Genomic DNA, 22626 nt, shown 5'->3' on the forward strand with positions numbered 1-22626 from the left:
GCTATAAATCAAGCGACGCTATCACAGCGTCGCTTTTTTTACGCTCATCACGAAAGGTTTCGCTTTGTTTTCTGGATTGAAGTCTGCGTCTACTTTGTAACCTATTCGGATTAGCATCTCCAAGAGAGTATCGATAGAAAATTTCTCTAGATAGCCTTTGAATAGATTGCTCATTCGAGGTGCGCTGACGTTCAATTTTTTTGCAGCTACAGCTTGTGACCATTCATTATCGCGAATCAATGTGATCAGAGTCATGAATAGCTGTGTTTTTAAATGCTTCATGTTGTACTCAACGGGATCCGTTGTGAACAGCTCGAATAGGTTCTGACTCATAATAAGTCCTCCCTAGGTGGAGGTCGCCTCTAGAATGAAAAGTAACAGGATTGCTCGACCTCTGAGCATGAGCGTTACCAGCCCACTGACGACAATATTATTATCTTTTCTTGTAACATTGCAAGCGTTTTCTTCTGCTTTCTTCATTTGCCACGACCTTCATGCAGACGAGAAGGTCATGTCCATCGAGCTGATTCTCGGTAGACTCCGGTCAGTGCTTACCTAGGGCGGGAAAATACGGCCTTTCTGGAGCCGAATACTGGCCAGCAAAAAATGCTACCCAGCCCTCATCGGCTATAGCTGTGAGCACACGTCCCTATCCTACTGTCAATCCGCGGCGTGAGGCTGCCGGCGCTCGCTTGAGCGTTTCACCTAACCGTTGGTCGATATCGTTAGTATGCGATACAGCTCACCTTACGAGTTCACGATGTCGGACAACGGTGATCGACTTTCAACCGAGCTGGCATGATGGATGGACAGGAACCCCACCTATTCGACTCAGGTGTCGAGCATGTCCCACTCATCACCAAGAATCCATCGAAGGGCTGATAGCTTCCCATTAATCATGCCCCACTCGAAATCGCTCCAAGGGCCGGTATCCTCGTACTTTTGACGAACCTTTTCAGCGGCGGCAAGTGCTCCTTGCAAAATCGAAGGGTGGATTTGAAATGCCGATGTCTCGTTCTCGGCACCGTTTTCACCAACGGTAATCTCACCCAACTCAATACGATGCATCATGTTCATGTGCCGGTTGTACCAAACCTTGTCGACTAACTCGTCCATGGCTCCCAGAATTTCCTGAAGGCCACGCGTCTGGTCTTCCCAGGTCCACTCGTTTTCATAGTGGAATTCCTCAAGATCTAACAGATCTTCGATAGCTGGTTTCGTGGTATTGAAATAAAGGGAGGTTTTGCCGTCGAAGATCTCTGAAAAATCATCATGGGGCTGCCTGTGATCTTTACCTGAGAAGTCGGTAACGTTGTGAGTCACGAACCTGAAACTTTCGAAATTAGCTGCCTGATCGATTCGGAACTCTTGGAAGGCCTCGGCCAGCACCGCGTCGGCAACGCTATTCTTTTGTTTGTGGAATGGAGCTCTCTTATCGATTGCTCGTTCGGCAGCCTTGATCTTGGCTGCATCTGTGATGGGTGTCTGGAAAGCCAGGTCAAACAGTTTAATCACGCGGTTGACGCTGCCTTGGGTCGCCTCCGAAAGGATTGGCAGCCGATGGTTCACATCATCAATGGTCTCCAGTGCGGCGTTTTTTCCTTCACCGCCGAATGACTGGATGATCCCTTTGACGACACGGATCTCGCTGGCAATTCGCTTGCGCGTGGACTCAATGACCTTGTCCTTGTTTCGCTCGAATTCTATACGCACAAGCTCGGGCACCAGGAGCTTAATGACTCCTTCTTCGACCAGATGCTCTATGGCAGTCAGCATTGGCAGCTCTGCTTTCTGTGTAGAAATATCCAACCAAACGCAGGTATCGAGCATTATTAAATGCATTGAAGCTCCATTTCACTTTGCTGATCGCTAGACTTTGGCGCAGCCATCCCCAGATAACGGCTCATTACCATACCTGCCACTCAGTTCACGATGTACAACCCGGTGGCAACTCGCGCAGAGACATTCCAAATCCTCCAGGCTTGTCAGATGCCCTACCGCCATTTGCGCAACCTGCACGGTTCGATGGTGTACCTCGATGCAGGCCTCTCCGTTTTCTGCGCCGTAAGTTTCAACCGGATCCATTTTGCAGCGCTCGCAATAGAGTCGCCCGTGCTTCCTCTTGAATTCAGCTTTCTTGGCAATCGACAACCCTGGGGCGCGCTCCTTCCGTAAATGAGCCACGAGCCTGGGCTGCCCCTCAGTCCACACACGATCTTCATGCAGCGGAGGCAGTGCGGGATCAGCCACCAAGGCACCTTTGGGCACTATATGAAAGCCGGCATCCTCAAGTAGTTGGAAACAGACGCTGTTAACGCCGGCGGTGAAGTGTTTTGGCAGTATCTGAAATCCCAGAGCGCGTGTAGCAGCTAAGCCAAATACTGCCTTCGGTGGCAGTCGGAGGTGTTCATCAACGATCATGTCGTAATCGGTTGACTCAGCAAAGCCAGGTGAATCAATCCCGCTGATCAGATCCTGAACAGCACGCCATATATGCTCGGCGGTGACTCCCCGAAGCACCTCAGCGGGAAGCCGATCGAGGCTCCGTAGATTTTTATCTATTGGGGTACCGCCAAGCGCAAGACTCAACGCCTGCGCATCGCCCCCAGATATCTTCATCCGAATGCGTCGAGTGGAGTTGCCTCCCGAGGACTCAGAGGACGATCGGCCGACGGTCTTCATTCGAGTGGAAAGGACTTTCACAATCTGATCAACAGGCGCCTGACTCTCCTCCGAGGTCAGTATCGTTCGCTGAGAAATGGGAATGCCCTGAACGCGGCTGCTATCAACCCAGACGCCTTCTACTGCAAACGAGACCCGCTTCAGCCTGGCCAGCAAAACAGAAAGCCCCAGAGTATATTCGGAGTTGATCGCGCCCTTACCTTTGGTACCGCCACGGCTGTGGAATACAACCTCGTCCGACTCGATTCCGAAGTGAGCATCAATTGGACTGCCATCGTCGGAAATGACCTGAAAAAACCGCGCCATGTCTGCGGCTGCTCCTTATAGTTTCAAGCGACTGGTGGTACTGCACGCGCAAGGCACATACCCTGACAAGAGGGGGCCCGTGCTCTCTGCAATCAGCTTATTCGTCTTCGCTGGTAGCCGTTTTACGCATGAGGCTTTTTCTTTCCAGCTCATCCAAATGAGCTATCACCTCCCCCATACTCTTATCTCTGCTCCACTCACCTATCACCGGTTCCTCAGGAGGCAAACCTGCATGTGAACGGAGCTTTCGGACTAACCCAGATACCTGAAGCCCTAATACGGCATAGCTCCGCCTTCTAACCCAAAAATACTCAGGATGATCCGGCGGGTCGTAATTAAATTCCTGGATTCCTTGAAGCTTGCCATGGATTTTATCTTGTTGGTCAGGAATCCGAAGAATTGAATACATCAACTCCCTGGGTAAAAGCTTCCAATCAACGTCAAGTTCCAACGGTCTAAATACGGGAACGATGGTGGTAGTTTCCCACTGACCGTCATGACCAGCTGGCCGACCGCGCGACGTACCATCGTCCATGCAAACGTCATAGCATTGGCTTGCGAACCGGTCCAAGTGCGAAACGACAATAATGCCAAGGTACGTCGTGTTCTGGCTAACCGTACTACGCTTGACCCACCACTCCTTAATCAGAACGAAAAGGTTGCCGAGCAAGACGCCGCTGATACCTGCCGCTGCTGAGATGATCGCTGAAACGTTCCCTGAGTCCATAAATGCCCCTGCGTGACCCGCATGACTGTAGCGACGTAACTGCTGATTGTAGGCGCAGAAGCCACCGACGCGTGGGAAAGAGATCGAGCCAAAAATTGACGTTCCGCTCCGATTCTAAGCATCACCTGCGGCGGGTTCCTGCCAGTCACCTGAGGGCTCTTCGAGTGATGTTTCTATTAAACCTAATGCCGCTATGTCGAGGCTTTCAGGGCAATTATAGTCAGCGAGATAATTTAGGATATTTGGGAGCTGCTAAGCGCCCACTTATAGTCGAAAGCAACCGCTTCGGGAATGGATGGCGGGGACGAGAGACAGATCACTGCCGGATACCTTTCCTTGGACTCAGTTCCGATTCACTTATGAATCCGACGGTGTGTCCGCTTGCGCACCGCGGCTCCCTGCCAACATTCCAACAGGCTCTTCAAGCGTGCTCTGAGCTGCAATATTTAAAAAACGTCCGCCTGTCACAGATCGGGTGGCAAGGATTGCCCCCGCTTCCTTGATGACCTGTTCCATAATCTGCCACTTGTTCGTTCTGACCTTCCGACGCCCTTTCATTTCGACCTCATCCGCCCGAATCACCAAAGTAATCATTTCTCGCTACGAGCCCTAGATCCTCCGATAAATCAGCGCCGTCGTCCGCACTGAATATATTCTGAATTCGCCGCTCTTGACGAAGATATGCCAGTGCTTGAAAAAAGCAGCCCTCACAGAGATGTACTTCGTAACGCTCACCGTCGTGGGAAGAGCCGAAGCCCCATTTCGCCTGAAGAGAGCCAAACTGGAACCCACCCATATCTACGCGAGTGGATGCGTCGCACACATCGCATCTGACATCAATGACTGTCTCGACTTCGACTCGTCCGATAGTTTTCATTGCCGACACCTCAATTCGCCCCATGCCCAGCTTTCATAGTCACGACGACATCGCCAAAAAGCGCCAGATACCGACGTGACTAAATAAAATCTAGCCTAGGGCGGGTCCTACGATTTTGTCACGAACGGCCATTGAGTCAGCCTATCTCGAGCTTCATCAAGAGTCTGCGAGTCGCATCGCGGTTGATGACGCCGCGTTCCATGCCTCACAGCGTATAGAAATACTAACGCCCATCCTTTAACCTGGTTTATTGCTGCATTTGAGCCGTTTTTTGTGCAAAAAAACGTAGTTTTAGCTAGGCCATTTATTAGTGGTGCGGTTGAGGTGTGTTAAAGGGAAAAAGCCGGACCCTTGGGGGAAGTGAGCGGTGGTTGGTGGGCATCAAGGCGTGGATGAGTGTTTTTTTGGACAGCTGTCCTAGGGTGCGCAATGGGGTACTGGATGGGTGTCTTCGGGGCATTCAAGGGAATCCATAAGGCATTAGCGGTGCTTTGGTGGTGCTAAGCGGGAATTGGAAGGGGCCTCGTCACCCCCGCTTTGGTCCAAAACAGCGAAAAAGCGCTTTAAGCGCTAAGGTCCGCACAAAAAAAGGCTCCATTGCCCTTCGGGTCCGTCGTTTGATACAAGCGCCTAGTTTAATCAGCAGAGGAACCAGCACCTGGGAACCAGGCTTAGGCATCCGCAGCAGCGGAGGCGTCCTATAAGTACATTGGCGGTACAGTCCCCAGTCGTAACCACTTTTACAAGACTGGCAAAAACTCAGCGTTAACAGAAGGTTAGCCCTGTTGTACCTTTGCCTACCCTCGCCTAGACTTACATGGCCTCGGAGTGTCATTCGGTGACTCATAATCCTTTGGTCCACGGTTCAAGTCCGTGTGGGCCCACCAACTCCAAAGCCGCGCATTGCGCGGCTTTCGCGTTTCTGGCGTTTGGTTTTCCACCGAACTTTCGTCACACAGACAACTCGTGCAACGCTGCCGTCGCCAGGGGGGATTCGTTTAACCAGCAAACTTCTATCAGTTTTTATGCATACCCGTTAACCGTTCTTTAGCCATTACCTGCTAACCGATACAAGCCTGTAACATGCCCGCCCATTGCCGCCCGTCACGGAGCCTCCCTTGCCTGTCCTGGATGAAATCGATCGTCAGTTGATCGCCGCGCTGCAGATCAACGCCCGCGAAAGCGTCGCCATGCTTGCCCGACAGTTGGGCATTGCGCGCACCACGGTGACGTCGCGTCTGGCGCGCCTGGAGAAAACCCAGGTGATCACCGGTTATGGCGTGCGCCTCGGGCAACGTGTGGTGGATGGCGGGCTGCAGGCGTATGTCGGGATTACCGTCCAGGCGCGTTCGGGTAAGGAAGTGCTGCGCAGGCTCAGCGCCATGGCCCAGGTGCAGCAGTTATGCGCGGTCAGCGGCGAATTCGACTATGTGGCCTGGCTGCGCACCGATTCGCCGGAGCAGCTTGATCAGTTGCTGGACCAGATCGGCAGCGTCGACGGCGTGGAGAAAACCACCACCTCGATCATCCTCAGCAATAAATTGGATCGCGGCCAACCCATCTGACCGCCAATCTCGTCACTTTGACTAAAAATAGTTCATTACGACGACACTTTGCGTCTTATTAACGGACGCAACGCTCCCTAAACTGGCTGCCATCTTTTCCTATACTCAACGGGTCGCCCCCGTCGAGTCGCCAGTAAGGTCAGCCATGAGCATTCCGTCCAGTACACTCAGCAAGCCCCATCGCCACCCTGCAGACGGTAAAAAACCCATCACCATCTTCGGCCCGGATTTTCCGTTCGCCTTCGATGACTGGATCGAGCACCCCGCCGGCCTCGGCAGCATTCCCGCCGAGCACCATGGCGCGGAAGTGGCGATTGTCGGCGCGGGGATCGCCGGGCTGGTCGCCGCCTATGAGCTGATGAAACTGGGTCTCAAACCTGTGGTGTACGAAGCTTCGAAAATGGGCGGCCGTCTGCGTTCCCAGGCCTTCGAAGGCGCCGAAGGCATCATCGCCGAGTTGGGCGGCATGCGTTTCCCGGTGTCGTCCACCGCGTTTTACCACTACGTCGACAAGCTCGGCCTGGAAACCAAACCGTTTCCCAACCCGCTCACTCCGGCCTCCGGCAGCACCGTGATCGACCTCGAAGGCGAAACCCATTACGCACAAAAGCTCTCCGACTTGCCTGCACTGTTCCAGGAAGTGGCTGACGCCTGGGCCGATGCCCTGGAAGCCGGCTCGCAGTTCGGCGATATCCAGCAAGCCATCCGCGACCGCGATGTGCCGCGTCTGAAAGCACTGTGGAACAAGCTGGTGCCGCTGTGGGACGACCGCACCTTCTACGACTTCGTCGCCACCTCCAAGGCCTTTGCAAAGTTGTCGTTCCATCACCGTGAAGTGTTCGGCCAGGTCGGTTTCGGCACAGGTGGCTGGGACTCCGACTTTCCCAACTCAATGCTGGAAATTTTTCGCGTGGTGATGACCAACTGCGATGATCACCAACACCTGGTGGTCGGCGGCGTGGCGCAAGTACCCATGGGCATCTGGCGCCATGTACCGGAGCGCTGCGCCCACTGGCCGGCCGGCACCAGCCTCAGTTCGCTGCACAGCGGCGCGCCTCGCGCGGGGGTCAAGCGTATTGCCCACGCGGCGGATGGCCGTTTCGCGGTGACCGACAACTACGGCGACACCCGCGAATACGCCGCGGTGCTGACCACCTGCCAGAGCTGGCTGCTGACCACCCAGATCGAGTGCGACGAAACCTTGTTCTCGCAAAAGATGTGGATGGCCCTGGACCGCACACGCTACATGCAATCGTCGAAAACCTTCGTGATGGTCGACCGCCCGTTCTGGAAAGACAAAGATCCGGAAACCGGCCGCGACCTGATGAGCATGACGCTCACCGACCGCCTGACCCGCGGCACTTACCTGTTCGACAACGGTGACGACAAGCCGGGGGTGATCTGCCTGTCGTATTCGTGGATGAGCGACGCACTGAAAATGCTGCCGCAGCCTATCGATAAACGCGTGAAACTGGCGCTCGACGCCTTGAAGAAGATCTATCCGAAAGTCGATATCAAGGCGCGCATCATCGGTGACCCGATCACCGTGTCCTGGGAGGCCGACCCGCACTTCCTCGGCGCGTTCAAAGGTGCCCTGCCCGGCCACTATCGCTACAACCAGCGGATGTATGCGCACTTCATGCAGAAGGACATGCCCGCCGAACAACGTGGGATTTTTATCGCAGGGGACGATGTTTCATGGACGCCCGCCTGGGTCGAAGGCGCAGTACAGACTTCGCTGAACGCGGTATGGGGCATCATGACTCACTTCGGCGGCAGCACTCACGCCGAGAACCCAGGCCCAGGTGACGTGTTCGATGAAATCGGGCCGATCAGCCTGCCCGAGTAAGGAGCCAAGCCATGCGTGTCGCCCTGTATCAATGCCCGCCGCTACCGCTGGATGTGGCCGCTAACCTCAAGCGCCTGCACCAATTGGCGCATGAGGCCACCGACGCCGATGTCCTGGTGCTGCCAGAAATGTTCCTCACCGGCTACAACATCGGTGCCGAGGCGGTCGGCGCCTTGGCCGAGGCGCAGGACGGGGAGTCTGCGCAAGCCATTGCCGAAATCGCGCAAAACGCCGGGTTGGCCATTCTCTACGGCTACCCGGAGCGCGCCGGCGATGGGCAGATCTACAACGCCATACAGTTGATCGACGCCCACGGCCAGCGCCTGTGCAATTACCGCAAGACCCATCTGTTCGGCGACTTGGACCATACGATGTTCAGCGCCGGCGACGATGACGCCCCACTGGTGGCACTCAATGGCTGGACGCTGGGGTTCCTGATCTGCTACGACCTGGAGTTCCCGGAAAACACCCGGCGCCTCGCCGTGGCCGGCGCCGAACTGATCCTGGTGCCCACCGCCAATATGGTGCCGTTCGACTTTGTCGCCGACGTCACCGTGCGGGCGCGGGCCTTTGAAAACCAGTGCTATGTGGCCTACGCCAATTATTGCGGGCACGAAGGTGAGATTCAGTACTGTGGGCAAAGCAGTATCGCCGCGCCGAATGGCCAGCAAATCGCCCTGGCCGGCCTGGACGAAGCCTTGATTGTCGGCACGCTGGAGCGCCAAGCGATCCTCGACGCCCGCGCCGCCAACGACTACCTGCAAGACCGCCGTCCCGAGCTGTACGGCGCGCTGAACAAGCCCTGATCCAGCGGGTTTGCCAGCGGTTTGTTAGCATAGCCACTTCCTACGTTTTGGAAGTGCCCATGTCTGCGCCGGTCTACCCTCACCCCTTGCATCTGACCCTGCCCAATGGTCTGCGGGTTTCCCTGCGTCACGCGCCGCGCTTGAAGCGTTGCGCGGCAGCGTTAAGGGTGGCTGCCGGTAGCCACGACGTGCCATTGGCCTGGCCTGGGCTGGCGCATTTTCTTGAGCATCTATTGTTTCTCGGCACAAAGCGTTTTCCTGCGGCCGAAGGGTTGATGGCTTATGTGCAGCGCCACGGCGGCCAGGTGAACGCCAGCACCCGCGAGCGCACTACGGACTTCTTTTTTGAACTGCCCGTGCCGACTTTCGCCGATGGCTTGGATCGATTGGCGGACATGCTGACTCATCCGCGTTTGGCGATGGACGATCAACTGCGCGAGCGCGAGGTGCTGCACGCGGAATTTGTCGCCTGGTCCCAGGATGCCAAGGCGCAGCAGCAGGTGGCGCTGCTGGAAGGCTTGGCGGCGGATCATCCGCTGCGCGGCTTTCATGCGGGCAACCGCGACAGTCTGCCGGTGGAGCGTGAGGCCTTTCAGCAAGCGCTGCAGGAGTTCCACGCGCACTTCTATCAGAGCGGGCAGATGACCTTGAGCCTTGCCGGCCCGCAATCACGGGTAGAGCTCGAAGCGCTGGCGCGGCGGTTCAGCGAGCAACTGACCTCAGGACCTTTGCATCCTCAGGCTGCTCCACCTGCATTGATGCAGGGCCAGGCGCACCGCTATCAACACAGCGCCGATCAGCATCTGCATCACGTCATCGCCTGCGACGCGCCGCGTGACGCATTGGATTTTCTGTGTACCTGGCTCAATGCCCCGGCATCCGGCGGCCTGCTCGCCGAGCTGAGAACACGCGGGCTGGCCACCGCCGTGCAGGCGTCGGTGCTGTACCACTTCGCCGGGCAAGCGCTGCTGGATATCGACGTTACGCTCAACACCCACGACGCGTCGGCGACACAGATCGAGGCGCTGCTGCACGACTGGCTGAGCTTTTTCGCACACAGCGACTGGGCGCCACTGCGCGAAGAATTCGCCCTGCTCAACGCTCGTCAACAACAGGTCCAGGGCGCCCTGGCATTGGCCCGAAACGACAGCGAAGACCTTTCGGAAGCGGGCGTGACCGCGCTCAAGGCCGTGCTCGATTCGCTGCACCTGCCGCCCGCCGAACACCTATGGCAATTGCCGCCGAACAACCCGTTCCTGCGCCCACCGATAGAGGAGGCGCGCGCCGGCCTGATACGCGGCCAAACCAGCGCCCACCGTGGCTTACGTACCTTCGCTCAGGACCGCACGCGAGGACGGCGTGAAGCATCGGCGCTGACCTTCAGCCAGGCCCTGGCGGACGACAGCGACGAAGGCGCGCTGTACGTGCACTGGCGATTTGATGCGCTGGCGCCAGTCGGGCTGGAAAATGCCCATCAGACCCTGCGTGAAAACGCTCGCCAGGCAGGCGTCGAATTGTCATTCGATACCGCCGGTAATGAAGGGTGGGTCAAGATGGTCGGCCTGCACGCCCCCATGCCTGCCGTGCTCGACGCATTGGCGCACAGCCTCGCTCAGCCCTGCGAGACACCTGCGCGCCCAACCCCGATGATCGCCATCCGCGAGTTGCTCAAGGCGCTACCGGCATGCTGCACCGGCGCCCCTTGCGAACCCCGTGCAACGCCCGCGTCATGGAGCACTGCACGCTGGCACGGGCTCGGCCTGGGTCTACCCGCCGCCTGTGAAGCGCTGATAAAAACCGCTGCCGCCCGGCTGCCGGGGCAACCCACACGCCTTCAAACCGCGCCCCCAGCCGCCAGCGCCCAACGCGTGTGGCATGAAGTCAAAACCGACACCACCGAAGCGGCCCTGCTGCTGTTTTGCCCGACACCAAGCCAGACCCTGGCCGATGAAGCCTCATGGCGCCTGCTCGCTCATCGGCTGCAGGGGCCGTTCTACCAGCGTCTGCGGGTAGAACTGCAAATCGGCTATGCCGTGTTCAGCGGCATCCGGCAGATCAACGGACAAACCGGCCTGCTGTTGGGCGTGCAATCGCCTACCGTGTCGCTGGCGGGGATCGTTGATCAACTGCGGGCGTTCCTCGCCGACTTGCCGACGCTGATCGAAGACAGCGACGACATGGGCAACCTGGCCCTGGCGCAGCAGTTTTCAGCCCAGTCGCTGCCCACCTCCCAAGCCGCCGAACTGTTGTGGCACGCGCACCTGGCCGGCCATCCGTCGGGTTACCTGGAGCAGCTCCAACACCTTGTCCAGAACCGTACACACGACGATCTGCACCACGCGGCGCGGCAATTGAACGACGCGGCAGGCGGCTGGCACTGCGTCGCCAATGGCCCCGCCATCGGCGAGGCCTGGAAGGCGGTGGGCTGATCATTGCCAACCCTGCAACAGGCTTTTTCCATCAAGACAGCGCTAACTTGATCAGAATTGCGTAACATTCCCACGCACACATCTGAACATCTCCGTCTGGAGGTGGACTATATGTATTACTTGGTAGTAAACGTCCCATCCCTTCGTAGGAGTAAGAATATGACTTGGTCCAAACCTGCTTACACTGATCTGCGCATCGGCTTCGAAGTCACCATGTACTTCGCCAGCCGTTAATCCGCTGGGTAATACAACGCCTCGGTTCGCCCGGGGCGTTTTTGTTTTGAGCTTTGCGTGATGGAGCAATCATGTTTGTCCAGATTCTAGGTTCTGCCGCCGGCGGTGGTTTCCCACAGTGGAATTGCAACTGCGTGAACTGCGCAGGTTTTCGTGACGGCAGCCTGCGGGCGCAGGCGCGGACCCAGTCGTCCATCGCGATCTCCGACGATGGTGTCAATTGGGTGCTGTGCAACGCCTCCCCGGATATTCGCGCGCAACTGCAAGGGTTTGCGCCGATGCAACCCGGCCGCGCCCTGCGTGATACCGGTATCGGCGCGATCATCCTGATGGACAGCCAGATCGACCACACCACCGGCCTGTTGAGCCTGCGCGAAGGCTGCCCGCACCAGGTGTGGTGCACCGACATGGTCCATGAAGACCTGAGCACCGGCTTCCCGCTGTTTACCATGCTCACCCACTGGAACGGCGGCCTGGCCTGGAACCGTATCGAGCTGGATGCCAGCTTCAGCATCCCGGCCTGCCCGAACCTGCGCTTTACCCCGCTGCCGCTGCGCAGCGCCGCACCGCCCTACTCGCCGCATCGCTTCGATCCGCACCCGGGCGACAACATCGGCCTGATCGTCGAAGACTCGCGCACCGGCGGCAAACTCTTCTATGCCCCGGGGTTGGGCAAGGTCGACGCGCCGTTGCTGGAGATCATGGCCGGCAGCGATTGCCTGCTGGTGGACGGTACAATGTGGGACGACGATGAAATGCAGCGCCGTGGCGTCGGCACCCGCACCGGGCGCGAAATGGGCCACCTGGCGCAGAACGGCCCCGGCGGCATGCTTGAAGTGCTTGAGCAGCTACCCAAGCAGCGCAAGGTGCTTATCCACATCAACAACACCAACCCTATCCTCGATGAAGACTCCCCCGAGCGCGCGGAGCTGGTACGGCGCAATGTCGAAGTGGCTTACGACGGCATGAGCATCCAATTGTAGGAGCAACGCAAATGACTGACACACCGCTGACGCCCGCCGAGTTTGAAGCGGCCTTGCGGGCCAAGGGCGCCTTCTACCATATCCATCACCCCTATCATGTGGCGATGTATGAAGGCCGCGCCAGCCGCGAACAGATCCAGGGCTGGGTCGCCAACCGCTTCTACTACCAAGCGAACATTCCCCTGAAGGACGCCGCGATCCTGGCCAACTGCCCGGACCGCGAGATTCGTCGCGAGTGGATTCAACGCCTGCTCGACCATGACGGCGCACCCGGTGAAGACGGCGGCATTGAAGCCTGGCTGCGCCTGGGCCAGGCGTCGGCCTCGACCCCGACCAACTGCGTTCCCAGGAATTGGTGCTGCCCGGCGTGCGGTTTGCGGTGGATGCTTACGTCAACTTCGCCCGTCGCGCCAGTTGGCAGGAGGCTGCCAGCAGCTCATTGACCGAACTGTTCGCGCCGCAGATCCATCAATCGCGCCTCGACAGCTGGCCGCAGCACTATCCGTGGATCGACCCGACCGGCTACGAATATTTCCGTACCCGCCTGGGCCAGGCACGTCGCGATGTCGAGCACGGCTTGGCGATCACTCTGCAGCACTACACCACCCGCGAAGGCCAGGAGCGCATGCTGGAGATTCTCCAGTTCAAGCTGGACATCCTGTGGAGCATGCTCGACGCCATGAGCATGGCCTATGAACTCAAACGCCCGCCCTATCACAGCGTGACCGAGCAGCGGGTCTGGCATAAAGGGATCGCCCTATGACCTTTGATCGCAGCAAAATACCGACCTGGCGCCCGGGCTACCGCTATCAATACGAGCCGGCGCAAAAAGGCCATGTGCTGCTCTATCCCGAAGGCATGATCAAGCTCAACGACAGCGCGGCGTTGATCGGCGGTTTGATCGATGGCGAGCGCGACGTGGCCGCGATCATCGCCGAGCTGGATAAACAATTTCCTGGTGTGCCTGAGCTCGGTAACGACATCGAGCAATTCATGGAGGTCGCCCGTGCTGAGCACTGGATCACCCTTGCCTGAGAAACCAGCCATTGGTCTGCCGCTGTGGCTGTTGGCCGAGCTGACCTACCGCTGCCCGTTGCAGTGCCCGTACTGCTCCAACCCGCTGGATTTCGCCGAGCAGGGTAAGGAACTGAGCACCGAGCAGTGGATCAGGGTCTTTCGCGAAGCCCGCGAGATGGGCGCCGCGCAGCTGGGTTTTTCCGGCGGTGAGCCGCTGGTACGCCAGGACCTCGCGGAATTGATCGCCGAGGCGCGCAAACTGGGGTTCTACACCAACCTGATCACCTCCGGCATCGGCCTGACCGAGCAGAAAATCAGCGATTTCAAGAAGGCCGGTCTGGACCATATCCAGATCAGCTTCCAGGCTAGCGATGAACAGGTGAACAACCTGCTCGCCGGCTCGAAAAAAGCCTTCGCGCAAAAGCTGGCAATGGCCCGTGCGGTGAAAGCCCACGGCTATCCGATGGTGCTGAACTTCGTCACCCATCGGCACAATATCGACAAGATCGACCGCATCATCGAGCTGTGCATCGCGTTGGAAGCGGACTTCGTCGAACTTGCCACCTGCCAGTTCTACGGCTGGGCGCAGCTCAACCGTGTGGGTTTATTGCCCACTCAGGAGCAACTGGTACGCGCCGAACGCATCACCAACGAATACCGCACCAAGCTCGAGGCTCAAGGCCACCCGTGCAAGCTGATCTTCGTGACGCCGGATTATTACGAGGAGCGCCCGAAGGCCTGTATGAACGGCTGGGGCAGCATTTTTCTGACGGTCACACCGGACGGCACCGCCCTGCCCTGCCACGGCGCCCGACAGATGCCGGTGCAATTTCCCAACGTGCGCGACCACAGCATGCAACACATCTGGTACGACTCGTTTGGCTTCAACCGCTTTCGCGGCTACGACTGGATGCCCGAGCCGTGCCGTTCATGCGATGAAAAGGAAAAGGACTTCGGCGGCTGCCGATGCCAGGCTTTCATGCTCACCGGCGACGCCAGCAATGCCGACCCGGTGTGCAGCAAGTCGGAGCATCACGCATCATCCTTAACGCGCGGGAAGAAGCCGAACACGCCACCCAGACCATCGAGCAACTGGCCTTTCGCAATGAGCGCAACTCACGGCTCATCGCAAAAGGCTAAGGGCCTCAACGCTTGGCGATGATGTACACCGCGTGGATGATGCCTGGGAAGTAACCGCACAAGGTCAGCAGAATATTCAGCCAGAACGCGCCGCCGAAGCCTACTTGCAGGAACACACCCAGTGGCGGCAGCAGAATGGCGATGATGATACGAATGAAATCCATGGGTCAGCTCCAGAAAATCGGCTCGTGTGAGCCGTGTAGCTAATCGACCCTGGGGGTTCGTGAGGGTTCAGTGAATTCTGGCATTACGCCATCCTGTAATAAGCAGACAAAAAAACGCCCCCGGCCAAAATAATCCGGCTGGAGGCGCCGCGTATGCCGCGAGACGGTTCAGGAATAAGAGATTAAACGGCGATGCCCTTGCGGCATTGCAGTTGCGCGGTGCGCACGCGGGAAAACGCGCGGGCCAGGCGCAGGAGCATTTCGTCGATGTTGCTTTTGCTCACGGTGAGCGCCGGGGTGAAGCGCAGGCAGTCGGGTTGCGACGCAGTGAGGATCAGCCCTTCGTGCAGCGCGGCTTTTACCACGGCATCTGCGCAATCATCCGACAAGGTCAGGCCCCACATCAGGCCCTGACCACGCAGTTGGCCGTGATCGTAGCGATGAGCCAGGCGCGCCAGTCCTTCGCCCAGATACAGACCGGACTCGCGCACATGCTCAAGAAAGCCGTGCTCCAGCACCGCGTCGAGTACCGCCGCGCCGGCCGACGCCATCAGCGCGTTGCCATGATGGGTGCCGTCCAACTCACCCACTTCAAAACAGCATGCGTTGCCGCGTGCCAACAGTGCCGCCAGGGGCACGCCGCCGCCCAGGCCTTTACCGAGGGTGATGATGTCGGCGCGCACGCCGTATTGCTGTTCGGCAAGCAACGTACCGCAACGGCCAAGACCGGTTTGCACTTCGTCAAGGATCAGCAGGATGCCCAGTTCACGGCACAGCCGCTCGACGCCCTTCAAGTAATGCTCGGTGGCGGGCATTACGCCGACGCCCTGAAGCGGTTCGAGCAGGATGGCCACCGTTTGCGCATCCACGGCTGCGTGCAGCGCCGGCAGGTCATTGAACGGCACGTGGCTGAAACCGGGCAATTGCGGCTCGAAGCGGTTTTCCAAGGCTTGCGCCGACGCCGCCAGCGTCGCAAAGCTGCGGCCATGGCAACCGTTGCTGGCGCTGATAATGCGGTATGCGCCACCACGATGCAGTTGGCCCCATTTGCGCGCCAGCTTGATAGCCGCTTCACAGGCTTCCGCGCCGCTGTTAAGCAGATAGGCTTGGTCACTGCCGGTACGGTGGCACAACCGCTCGACGAGATTGAGTTGGGTGCGGTTATGCAGGCCCATGCCGGGGTTGATCAGCGCTTGTGTCTGCTGGTTCAGGGCGCTGATCAGCACCTGTGGGCTATGACCGAGGCTGTTCGCGCCATTACCCTGACTGAAGTCCAGATAAGCGCGGTCGTCACTGTCCCACAGCCAGGAACCCTGGCCACGCGAAAAGACTTGAGGCGGCCTGGCCACGGTGGGCATCAGCGGTTCACTGGACGCATCATCCGTTGCGTCCATCACCAGATCATCCAGGCTTGGCGTGGGGCGACGCCGGCTGAACAGGTTCACAGATCACCCCCGATAGCAACCAAGCCTGGTGCAAACACCACCTGTGGATTGTTTGCCTTGCCTATGTAAACGCTATCAACCCAAACACTCTTCATTGCCCGATCCGGCCCTGTAAGCCCTGCGAATAGGCGCTAGACTAGGCGTCTGGTGGGCCGACGGCCATTTCGATTTTGCAGCTTTTTCGATAAGAAAGACTTATGGATTTCAAGCAACTGCGTTATTTCGTCGCGGTGTATGAAGAAGGCCATGTGGGCCGTGCCGCTGAACGTCTGTCGATCTCCCAACCGGCCTTGTCGCAACAGATCCGCCAGTTGGAGCAGAACCTGGATGTGAGCCTGTTCGAACGCAGCAGCAAGCGACTATTGCCGACCCTTGCGGCCCATACCTTGTACAACCACGCGTTGCCCTTGATTGATGGCATGCAACAGGCCGTCGAGGCGCTGCGTAACTTCAAGGGCCAGGCGTTGCGCACCCTGGCCATCGGCGTGCTGCAAACCGTGCACACCAGCCTGGTGCCGCAAATGCTTGAACGCGTGCGCAAGGCCCAGCCGCACCTGGTGGTGCAGATCTACGAATTGACCGGTATTGAGATTGAACGGCGCTTGCTCAACGGTTCGCTGGACATCGGCATCAGCTATCTACCGCCACGTCAGCCAGGGCTGCATGGGGTGTTGTTGTATGAGGATGAGTTGAAGGTGGTCATCCCCGAAGACCATCCCCTGCGCGAGTTCAAGAAAGTCTCGCTGAAACAGGCTGCCGAGTTGCCGATGTTATTGCTGGGGGAAGAGTTTCAGGTCAGGCAGATCTGGCAGGGGCAACTCGCCAACCTCGGGCGACGGCCGCAGGTGCAAGCGGAGCTCAATACCATGGTGGGAATCCTAGACAGCCTGCCCAACACCCGCTTGGCCACCGTGCTGCCGGGGCGCTCCCAGGACGAACACAACAGCCAGTCGTTGCTGTGGAAACCATTGAGTGAGCCGAGGGTGCCGTTGAAAGTCGGCCTGGTATGCCGCGATGTGCAACGCCAGCAAGCCACGATGGCGCTGCTGCGCACCTTGCTCGAAGACGTGATGAATGCCCCGCCGGCGCCCGCCTGACTTTTTCGCGGGCAAAAGAAAACCCCGCCGAAGCGGGGCTTTGCAGACTGTTTCCCTGACATCCATTTCACTCCGCCGTCCTGGCAGAATCCTACGTGTCCGTGTTGTTGCTTTGCGCTTCCTGCGCGACGTCCATGTGAAGTAGATTATCGATGGATCCAATGTGGCGATAGAGGACGAATAGCAGTACGTCATGTAAGAGAATGCTTACACGCCCTCCAAGCCTTTAAAACAGTGCCTCATCCAGCAAAAACAGCGATTCGCTGCCGGCTTTTACCGACGCATTCAATGAGTGAATACGCGGTAACAGACGGGCGAAGTAGAATCGCGCCGTGCCCAGCTTGCTGGCGTAGAAGTCGTCTTCGGCTTCTTTGCCCAAAGCAGCCTTGGCCATGCGCGCCCACATGTAGGCATAGGCCATGTAACCAAACGCATGCAAATACTCGACCGAAGCCGCGCCGATTTCATTCGGATTGGCCTTGGCGCGGTCCAGCACCCAGGCGGTCAGTTCGTCGAGGTTGTCCACCGCTGCGCTCAGCGGCTTGGTGAACTCGACCAATTCGGCGCCCGCGTCGGCGATGAACTGGCGGATCTCGTCGGCAAACAAGCGATAGAACGCACCGCCGCTGCCGACGATCTTGCGTCCCATCAAGTCCAGGGCCTGAATGCCGTTGGTGCCTTCGTAGATCTGGGTGATGCGCACATCACGCACCAGTTGCTCCTGGCCCCACTCACGGATGTAGCCATGACCGCCCAACACTTGCTGGCCGAGCACAGTGGTTTCCAGGCCCAGGTCGGTCAGGAACGCCTTGGCCACCGGGGTCAGTAACGCCACCAGGTTGTCCGCACGCTCGCGGGCGGCGGCGTCGTCGCTGAACTTGGCGATGTCCAGTTGCGTCGCCACGTAGGTGGAGAATGCCCGGCCGCCTTCGTTCGAGGCTTTCATGGTCAACAGCATACGACGCACGTCCGGATGCACAATGATCGGGTCGGCAGCTTTGTCTTTCGCCTGAGCGCCCGTTGGCGAGCGGCTTTGCAGACGATCACGCGCATATTCGATAGCGTTCTGGTAAGAACGCTCGCCGGACGCCAAGCCCTGGATACCCACCCCCAGGCGCTCGTAGTTCATCATGGTGAACATCGCCGCCAACCCACGGTTCGGCTCGCCCACCAGGTAGCCCACGGCTTCGTCGAAGTTCATCACGCAGGTGGCGGATGCCTGGATGCCCATCTTGTGTTCGATCGAACCACAGCTCACCGGGTTACGCGCACCGAGGCTGCCGTCGGCGTTGACCATGAATTTTGGCACCAGGAACAACGAGATGCCCTTGGGACCGGCCGGTGCGTCCGGCAGTTTGGCCAACACTAAGTGGATGATGTTTTCGGTGAGGTCGTGTTCGCCACCGGTGATAAAAATCTTGGTCCCGCTGACGGTGTAGGAACCGTCCGCCTGCGGCTCGGCCTTGGTACGGATCATCCCCAGGTCGGTGCCGGCATGGGCTTCGGTCAGGCACATGGAGCCGGCCCACTCGCCGGAGTACATCTTCGGCAGATAGGCGGCCTTGAGTTCCTCGCTGGCGTGCGTTGCGATCGACACACAGCGCCGGACGTCAGCATCGGGTACAGGCCGAACGCCAGGCTCGACGAGTTGATCATCTCTTCAACCTGGGCCGACACAGCCTTGGGCATGCCCATGCCGCCGAAGGCCGGGTCACCGCCCACACCGACCCAGCCGCCTTCAGCGTAGGTTTTGTAGGCCTGTGGAAAACCGTCCGGAGTAAACACGACTGTGTCTTCCCAACGGCAACCTTGCTCATCGCCGCCGCGGCTGAGCGGGGCGATGGATTTGGCGGTGACCTTGCCGGCTTCTTCGAGGATCGCCTCGACGGTTTCGGCGTCAACGGTGTCTGCCAACGCCGGCAATTGGGCCCAAGTATTGGCAACCTCAAACACTTCGTTGAGGACGAAGCGCATATCACGCAGCGGCGCTTTGTAATCAGCCATGGCAAACCTCGTGAGAACGTGAAAAGTGATTCGATAGGATCTGTTTTACAGGCTCCGAGTGTACCCGAACAACTTTTCAGACACATAGGGTCCACTTGTGACTGGCTGGTATTTTTAAGTCACTACAACGCAAACGCCTCCGCAGGCAGACTCATCAGGCACTCACTGCCCGCTTCGACAGCGGCGCGGTGGGTGGCGGTACGTGGCAGCAGGCGCTTGAAATAGAACTCACAAGTGGCCAGCTTGGCCCTGGCAAACTCGGCATCGTCGTGTGCCTGCGCGGCAATCGCCATGCGCAACCACAGGTAGGCGAGGATGATGTACCCGCTGTACATCAAGTAATCCACCGCGGCGGCGCCGACTTCATCCGGATTCTTCAGCGCAGCCATGCCGACCTGGGTGGTCAGTTCGCCCCACTGCTGGTTCAGTTGATTGAGCTGCGCCACATAGGAATTGAGCTGCGCATGTTCGGCATTCGCGGCGCAAAACTTATGCACGATTTTGGTAAACCCGCGCAGCAACTTGCCCTGACTGCCCAGCACCTTGCGCCCCAGCAGGTCGAGGGCCTGGATGCCATTGGTGCCTTCATAGATCGGCGCGATACGCGCATCACGCGCCAGTTGCTCCATGCCCCACTCGCGGATGTAACCGTGGCCGCCGAAGACCTGCATGCCGTGGTTGGTCACCTCCAGCCCGGTATCGGTCATAAAGGCTTTGCAGATCGGCGTGAGGAACGCCAACAGGTCTTCGGCCTCCTGGCGCTGGCCGGCGTCGCTGCTCAGGTGCGCGGTATCAAGCAACTGCGCGGTGAAATAGGTGAGTGCGCGATTGCCTTCGTTGAAGGCCTTCATGGTCAGCAGCATGCGGCGCACGTCCGCATGGACGATGATCGGGTCGGCAGCCTTGTCCGGGGCCTTGGCGCCGGTCAGCGAGCGCATTTGCAGGCGGTCGTTGGCGTATTTGATCGCGCCCTGAAAGCTCGCCTCGCCGTTGCACAGGCCTTGCATGCCGGTGCCCAGGCGGGCGTGGTTCATCATGGTGAACATGCAGTTGAGGCCCTTGTTGGCCTCGCCAATCAAAAAGCCCTTGGCGCCGTCGAAGTTCAGCACACAGGTGGCCGAGGCCTTGATGCCCATCTTGTGCTCGATGGCGCCACAGTGCACCGCGTTGCGCTCACCCGAGTCGGCGTGGAACTTGGGCACGATAAACAGGGAAATGCCCTTGGTGCCCGCCGGTGCGTCCGGCAATTTGGCCAGCACCAGGTGGATGATGTTGGCGCTCATGTCGTGTTCGCCGGCCGAGATGAAGATCTTGCTGCCGGTCACCGCATAGCTGCCATCGGCCTGGGGCACGGCGCGGGTCTTGATCAGGCCCAGGTCGGTACCGCAATGGGCTTCGGTAAGGCACATGGTGCCGGTCCATTCGCCGGCGGTGAGCTTGTTCAGGTAGGTGTCTTTCTGCTCGACGGTGCCGTGGGCGTGGATCGCCGACATTGCGCCATGGGTAAGGCCCGGATACATGCCCCAGGAGGTATTGCTGGAGCCGATCATCTCGCTGAGCACCAGCCCCAGGGACTGCGGCAAGCCCTGGCCACCGTAGGCCGGGTCTGCCGCCACACCATGCCAGCCGCCTTCCACGTACTGGGCGAAGGCTTCCTTGAAGCCCTTGGGCGTGGTGACCACGCCGTTATCGAAATGGCAGCCTTCTTCATCGCCGCTGCGGTTGAGCGGCGATAGCACGTTCTCGCAGAACTTCGCGCCTTCTTCGAGGATCGCGCTGACCATGTCCGGGCTGGCGTCGGTTGCGCCCAACGCGGCGTAGTGGCCGTGGAAATCAAACACGTTGTCGATCAGAAAGCGCATGTCGCGCAGGGGAGCTTTGTACTCAGGCATGGTCATGTCTCCGGCAGCAGATCCTTGCAACCTACTGCCGGCCCGCGCCTCAGACAATCATTGTAGAACCGCTGAATACAGCGCCATCACTCAACCGGCGGCGCTCTGCATGCGCACCGCGCCACGCCGTGTCTGCCCGGCCGCTACCACGCAGTTACGCCCCGCGCCCTTGGCGGCGTAAAGCGCCTCGTCGGCGGACTTGAGCACTTCTTCGGGCGTGCGTTGCTCCACCTGGCGTTCGGCCACGCCGATGCTGATCGTCACCGACACACTCGATGCACCGCCGGCCGCGCGACGCTGCCGGCCCTGGAAATCGTCCTGGGGGCGATTGTCCGGGTTACGCAGTTTGATAGCGTAATCGGCGATGATCTGGCGCAGTTCCTCAAGGTGCGGCATGCACTCATCCAGGGTCTTGCCGGCATACACCACGGCGAACTCCTCGCCGCCGTAGCGATAGGCACGCCCGCCACCGCTGACCTTGGACAGTTTGCTCGCCACCAGGCGCAGCACCTGATCGCCCACGTCGTGACCATGGGTGTCGTTGAAGCGCTTGAAATGATCGACGTCGGTCATCGCCAGCACGTAATTGCGCCCCAGCCGTTGCATGCGTTCGTTGAGCGCGCGACGCCCCGGCAACCCGGTCAGTTCGTCGCGAAACGCCATTTGATAAGCCTCGTGGGCCACGCCCGCGGCGATCATCAACATCACCTGGCTGCACATGATATTGAGGGTGAACGGCAGGATGAAGGTTTTCGGCAGCATCCAGAACAGCCCCAGCAAGCCCACCAATTGCGCCGCATGCAGCGGACGCGGTTGGTACCAGTACTGTGCCGCGAGGGTCAAAAAGCCGATCAGGAACATCGGGTACGACAGTTGGATCAGGTTCATCCAGCTGCCATGCAGCGCCGGCCAGCGAATCTCCGCCAGCCAGCCCAGCACCGCTTCGGGGTAACTCTGTTCAAGGGCCAGCGCCACGCTGCCTATCGCCAGCAACACCGCGCCGCGTGCAACAAAGTCGCGAAACAGATGAGTCTTCTCCTGCCACAGCGCGTAGATGCTGAACAGCACCGGCAACAACAGGCAACACAGATGGAACACCACCGCCGCGTCTGCGCGTACACGGCCGTTGTCGCGGTAGAAATCAGTCTGGGTATCGAGCAGGAAGTAAGCGACGTACACCGTCATCATCAAGAACAGCTCACGCTGGCGTCGATAGACCGCGCAATACGAACCGCCGAGCAACAGCACCAACGTCGGCAACACGTTGAACAAGGAGGTGAAGAAAACGTTGAGATCCTTGACGTACGCAGCCGAGAGCCCTGCCAGCAAGAGCAGCAGCGAGGGGAAAAAATGACTGAACCGTACGGCGGACACGCGTGACAAGGGTAAAGCTCCGAAGCGCAAAGATG

Annotated in this window: 18 protein-coding genes and 3 pseudogenes; 10 read left to right on the forward strand and 11 right to left on the reverse strand. The window is 58.9% G+C overall.

Annotated features, from left to right (window positions below; genetic code table 11):
• Positions 1 to 21: 21 nt before the first annotated feature.
• The 6 genes from JWR98_RS13025 to JWR98_RS29415 all read right to left on the reverse strand — a co-directional run bounded on the left by JWR98_RS13025 (position 22) and on the right by JWR98_RS29415 (position 4592).
• The gene (locus tag JWR98_RS13025) at positions 22 to 333 is read right to left on the reverse strand and encodes a helix-turn-helix domain-containing protein (protein ID WP_205490223.1); all 312 of its coding nucleotides are present in this window, start codon (positions 331 to 333) and stop codon (positions 22 to 24) included.
• Between the two features lie 498 nt (positions 334 to 831).
• The gene (locus JWR98_RS13030) at positions 832 to 1842 is read right to left on the reverse strand and encodes a PIN domain-containing protein (protein ID WP_122455294.1); all 1011 of its coding nucleotides are present in this window, start codon (positions 1840 to 1842) and stop codon (positions 832 to 834) included.
• A gap of 27 nt (positions 1843 to 1869) precedes the next feature.
• On the reverse strand, positions 1870 to 2988 hold the full coding sequence (locus tag JWR98_RS13035) for an HNH endonuclease (RefSeq protein WP_163001777.1): 1119 nt from the start codon (positions 2986 to 2988) through the stop codon (positions 1870 to 1872).
• 97 nt (positions 2989 to 3085) lie between these two features.
• Positions 3086 to 3715, reverse strand: a complete 630-nt coding sequence (locus tag JWR98_RS13040) for a hypothetical protein (RefSeq protein WP_205490224.1) — start codon at positions 3713 to 3715, stop codon at positions 3086 to 3088.
• 357 nt (positions 3716 to 4072) lie between these two features.
• Positions 4073 to 4309: a hypothetical protein gene (locus JWR98_RS13045; RefSeq protein WP_205490226.1), complete on the reverse strand. Its 237-nt coding sequence runs from the start codon at positions 4307 to 4309 to the stop codon at positions 4073 to 4075.
• Positions 4281 to 4592, reverse strand: a complete 312-nt coding sequence (locus JWR98_RS29415) for a hypothetical protein (protein WP_122455339.1) — start codon at positions 4590 to 4592, stop codon at positions 4281 to 4283. The genes JWR98_RS13045 and JWR98_RS29415 overlap by 29 nt, the downstream gene beginning before the upstream one ends.
• Before the next feature lie 1118 nt (positions 4593 to 5710).
• Here JWR98_RS29415 and JWR98_RS13050 point away from each other — a divergent pair.
• The 9 genes and pseudogenes from JWR98_RS13050 to pqqE all read left to right on the forward strand — a co-directional run bounded on the left by JWR98_RS13050 (position 5711) and on the right by pqqE (position 14615).
• The gene (locus JWR98_RS13050) at positions 5711 to 6157 is read left to right on the forward strand and encodes an Lrp/AsnC family transcriptional regulator (RefSeq protein ID WP_078734923.1); all 447 of its coding nucleotides are present in this window, start codon (positions 5711 to 5713) and stop codon (positions 6155 to 6157) included.
• A gap of 145 nt (positions 6158 to 6302) precedes the next feature.
• Positions 6303 to 8006 carry a flavin monoamine oxidase family protein gene (locus JWR98_RS13055; protein WP_078734924.1) on the forward strand — a complete coding sequence of 568 codons (1704 nt, stop codon included), beginning with the start codon at positions 6303 to 6305 and terminating at the stop codon, positions 8004 to 8006.
• 11 nt (positions 8007 to 8017) lie between these two features.
• The gene (locus tag JWR98_RS13060; protein ID WP_078734925.1) at positions 8018 to 8812 is read left to right on the forward strand and encodes a carbon-nitrogen hydrolase family protein; all 795 of its coding nucleotides are present in this window, start codon (positions 8018 to 8020) and stop codon (positions 8810 to 8812) included.
• Positions 8813 to 8871: 59 nt separating this feature from the next.
• On the forward strand, positions 8872 to 11241 hold the full coding sequence (gene pqqF, locus JWR98_RS13065) for a pyrroloquinoline quinone biosynthesis protein PqqF (RefSeq protein ID WP_205490227.1): 2370 nt from the start codon (positions 8872 to 8874) through the stop codon (positions 11239 to 11241).
• Between the two features lie 159 nt (positions 11242 to 11400).
• Positions 11401 to 11475 (forward strand): pyrroloquinoline quinone precursor peptide PqqA, encoded by a 75-nt coding sequence (pqqA, locus tag JWR98_RS13070; protein WP_003194766.1) that lies wholly within the window; start codon positions 11401 to 11403, stop codon positions 11473 to 11475.
• A gap of 71 nt (positions 11476 to 11546) precedes the next feature.
• Entirely contained in the window at positions 11547 to 12458 is a 912-nt protein-coding gene (pqqB, locus tag JWR98_RS13075) for a pyrroloquinoline quinone biosynthesis protein PqqB (RefSeq protein ID WP_078734927.1), read from the forward strand.
• 11 nt (positions 12459 to 12469) lie between these two features.
• Positions 12470 to 13221 (forward strand): annotated as a pseudogene (gene pqqC, locus JWR98_RS13080) (pyrroloquinoline-quinone synthase PqqC).
• Positions 13218 to 13493 carry a pyrroloquinoline quinone biosynthesis peptide chaperone PqqD gene (pqqD, locus tag JWR98_RS13085; RefSeq protein ID WP_078734928.1) on the forward strand — a complete coding sequence of 92 codons (276 nt, stop codon included), beginning with the start codon at positions 13218 to 13220 and terminating at the stop codon, positions 13491 to 13493. The pseudogene pqqC and the gene pqqD overlap by 4 nt, the downstream one beginning before the upstream one ends.
• Positions 13486 to 14615 (forward strand): annotated as a pseudogene (pqqE, locus tag JWR98_RS13090) (pyrroloquinoline quinone biosynthesis protein PqqE). The gene pqqD and the pseudogene pqqE overlap by 8 nt, the downstream one beginning before the upstream one ends.
• 5 nt (positions 14616 to 14620) lie before the next feature.
• Here the strand turns inward: pqqE and JWR98_RS13095 are convergent.
• Together JWR98_RS13095 and JWR98_RS13100 are read right to left on the reverse strand one after the other, a co-directional pair.
• A complete protein-coding gene (locus JWR98_RS13095; protein WP_003176503.1) occupies positions 14621 to 14779 on the reverse strand; it encodes a YqaE/Pmp3 family membrane protein in 159 nt (52 codons plus the stop codon).
• Positions 14780 to 14961: 182 nt separating this feature from the next.
• On the reverse strand, positions 14962 to 16224 hold the full coding sequence (locus JWR98_RS13100) for an aspartate aminotransferase family protein (RefSeq protein ID WP_078734930.1): 1263 nt from the start codon (positions 16222 to 16224) through the stop codon (positions 14962 to 14964).
• A gap of 197 nt (positions 16225 to 16421) precedes the next feature.
• Here JWR98_RS13100 and JWR98_RS13105 point away from each other — a divergent pair, with 197 nt between their 5' ends.
• Positions 16422 to 17321 carry a LysR family transcriptional regulator gene (locus JWR98_RS13105; RefSeq protein WP_078734931.1) on the forward strand — a complete coding sequence of 300 codons (900 nt, stop codon included), beginning with the start codon at positions 16422 to 16424 and terminating at the stop codon, positions 17319 to 17321.
• A 226-nt stretch (positions 17322 to 17547) separates the two neighbouring features.
• On the opposite strand, the pseudogene JWR98_RS13110 reads toward JWR98_RS13105, so the two are convergent.
• From JWR98_RS13110 to JWR98_RS13120, 3 genes and pseudogenes are all read right to left on the reverse strand, one after another.
• Positions 17548 to 19325: pseudogene (locus JWR98_RS13110) on the reverse strand (acyl-CoA dehydrogenase C-terminal domain-containing protein).
• A 122-nt stretch (positions 19326 to 19447) separates the two neighbouring features.
• Entirely contained in the window at positions 19448 to 21217 is a 1770-nt protein-coding gene (locus JWR98_RS13115; protein WP_078734963.1) for an acyl-CoA dehydrogenase C-terminal domain-containing protein, read from the reverse strand.
• A gap of 90 nt (positions 21218 to 21307) precedes the next feature.
• On the reverse strand, positions 21308 to 22600 hold the full coding sequence (locus tag JWR98_RS13120; RefSeq protein WP_205490229.1) for a GGDEF domain-containing protein: 1293 nt from the start codon (positions 22598 to 22600) through the stop codon (positions 21308 to 21310).
• Positions 22601 to 22626: the final 26 nt, after the last annotated feature.

The sequence above is a fragment of the Pseudomonas lactucae genome (genome assembly GCF_016937615.1).
Taxonomy (GTDB): Bacteria; Pseudomonadota; Gammaproteobacteria; order Pseudomonadales; family Pseudomonadaceae; genus Aquipseudomonas; species Aquipseudomonas lactucae.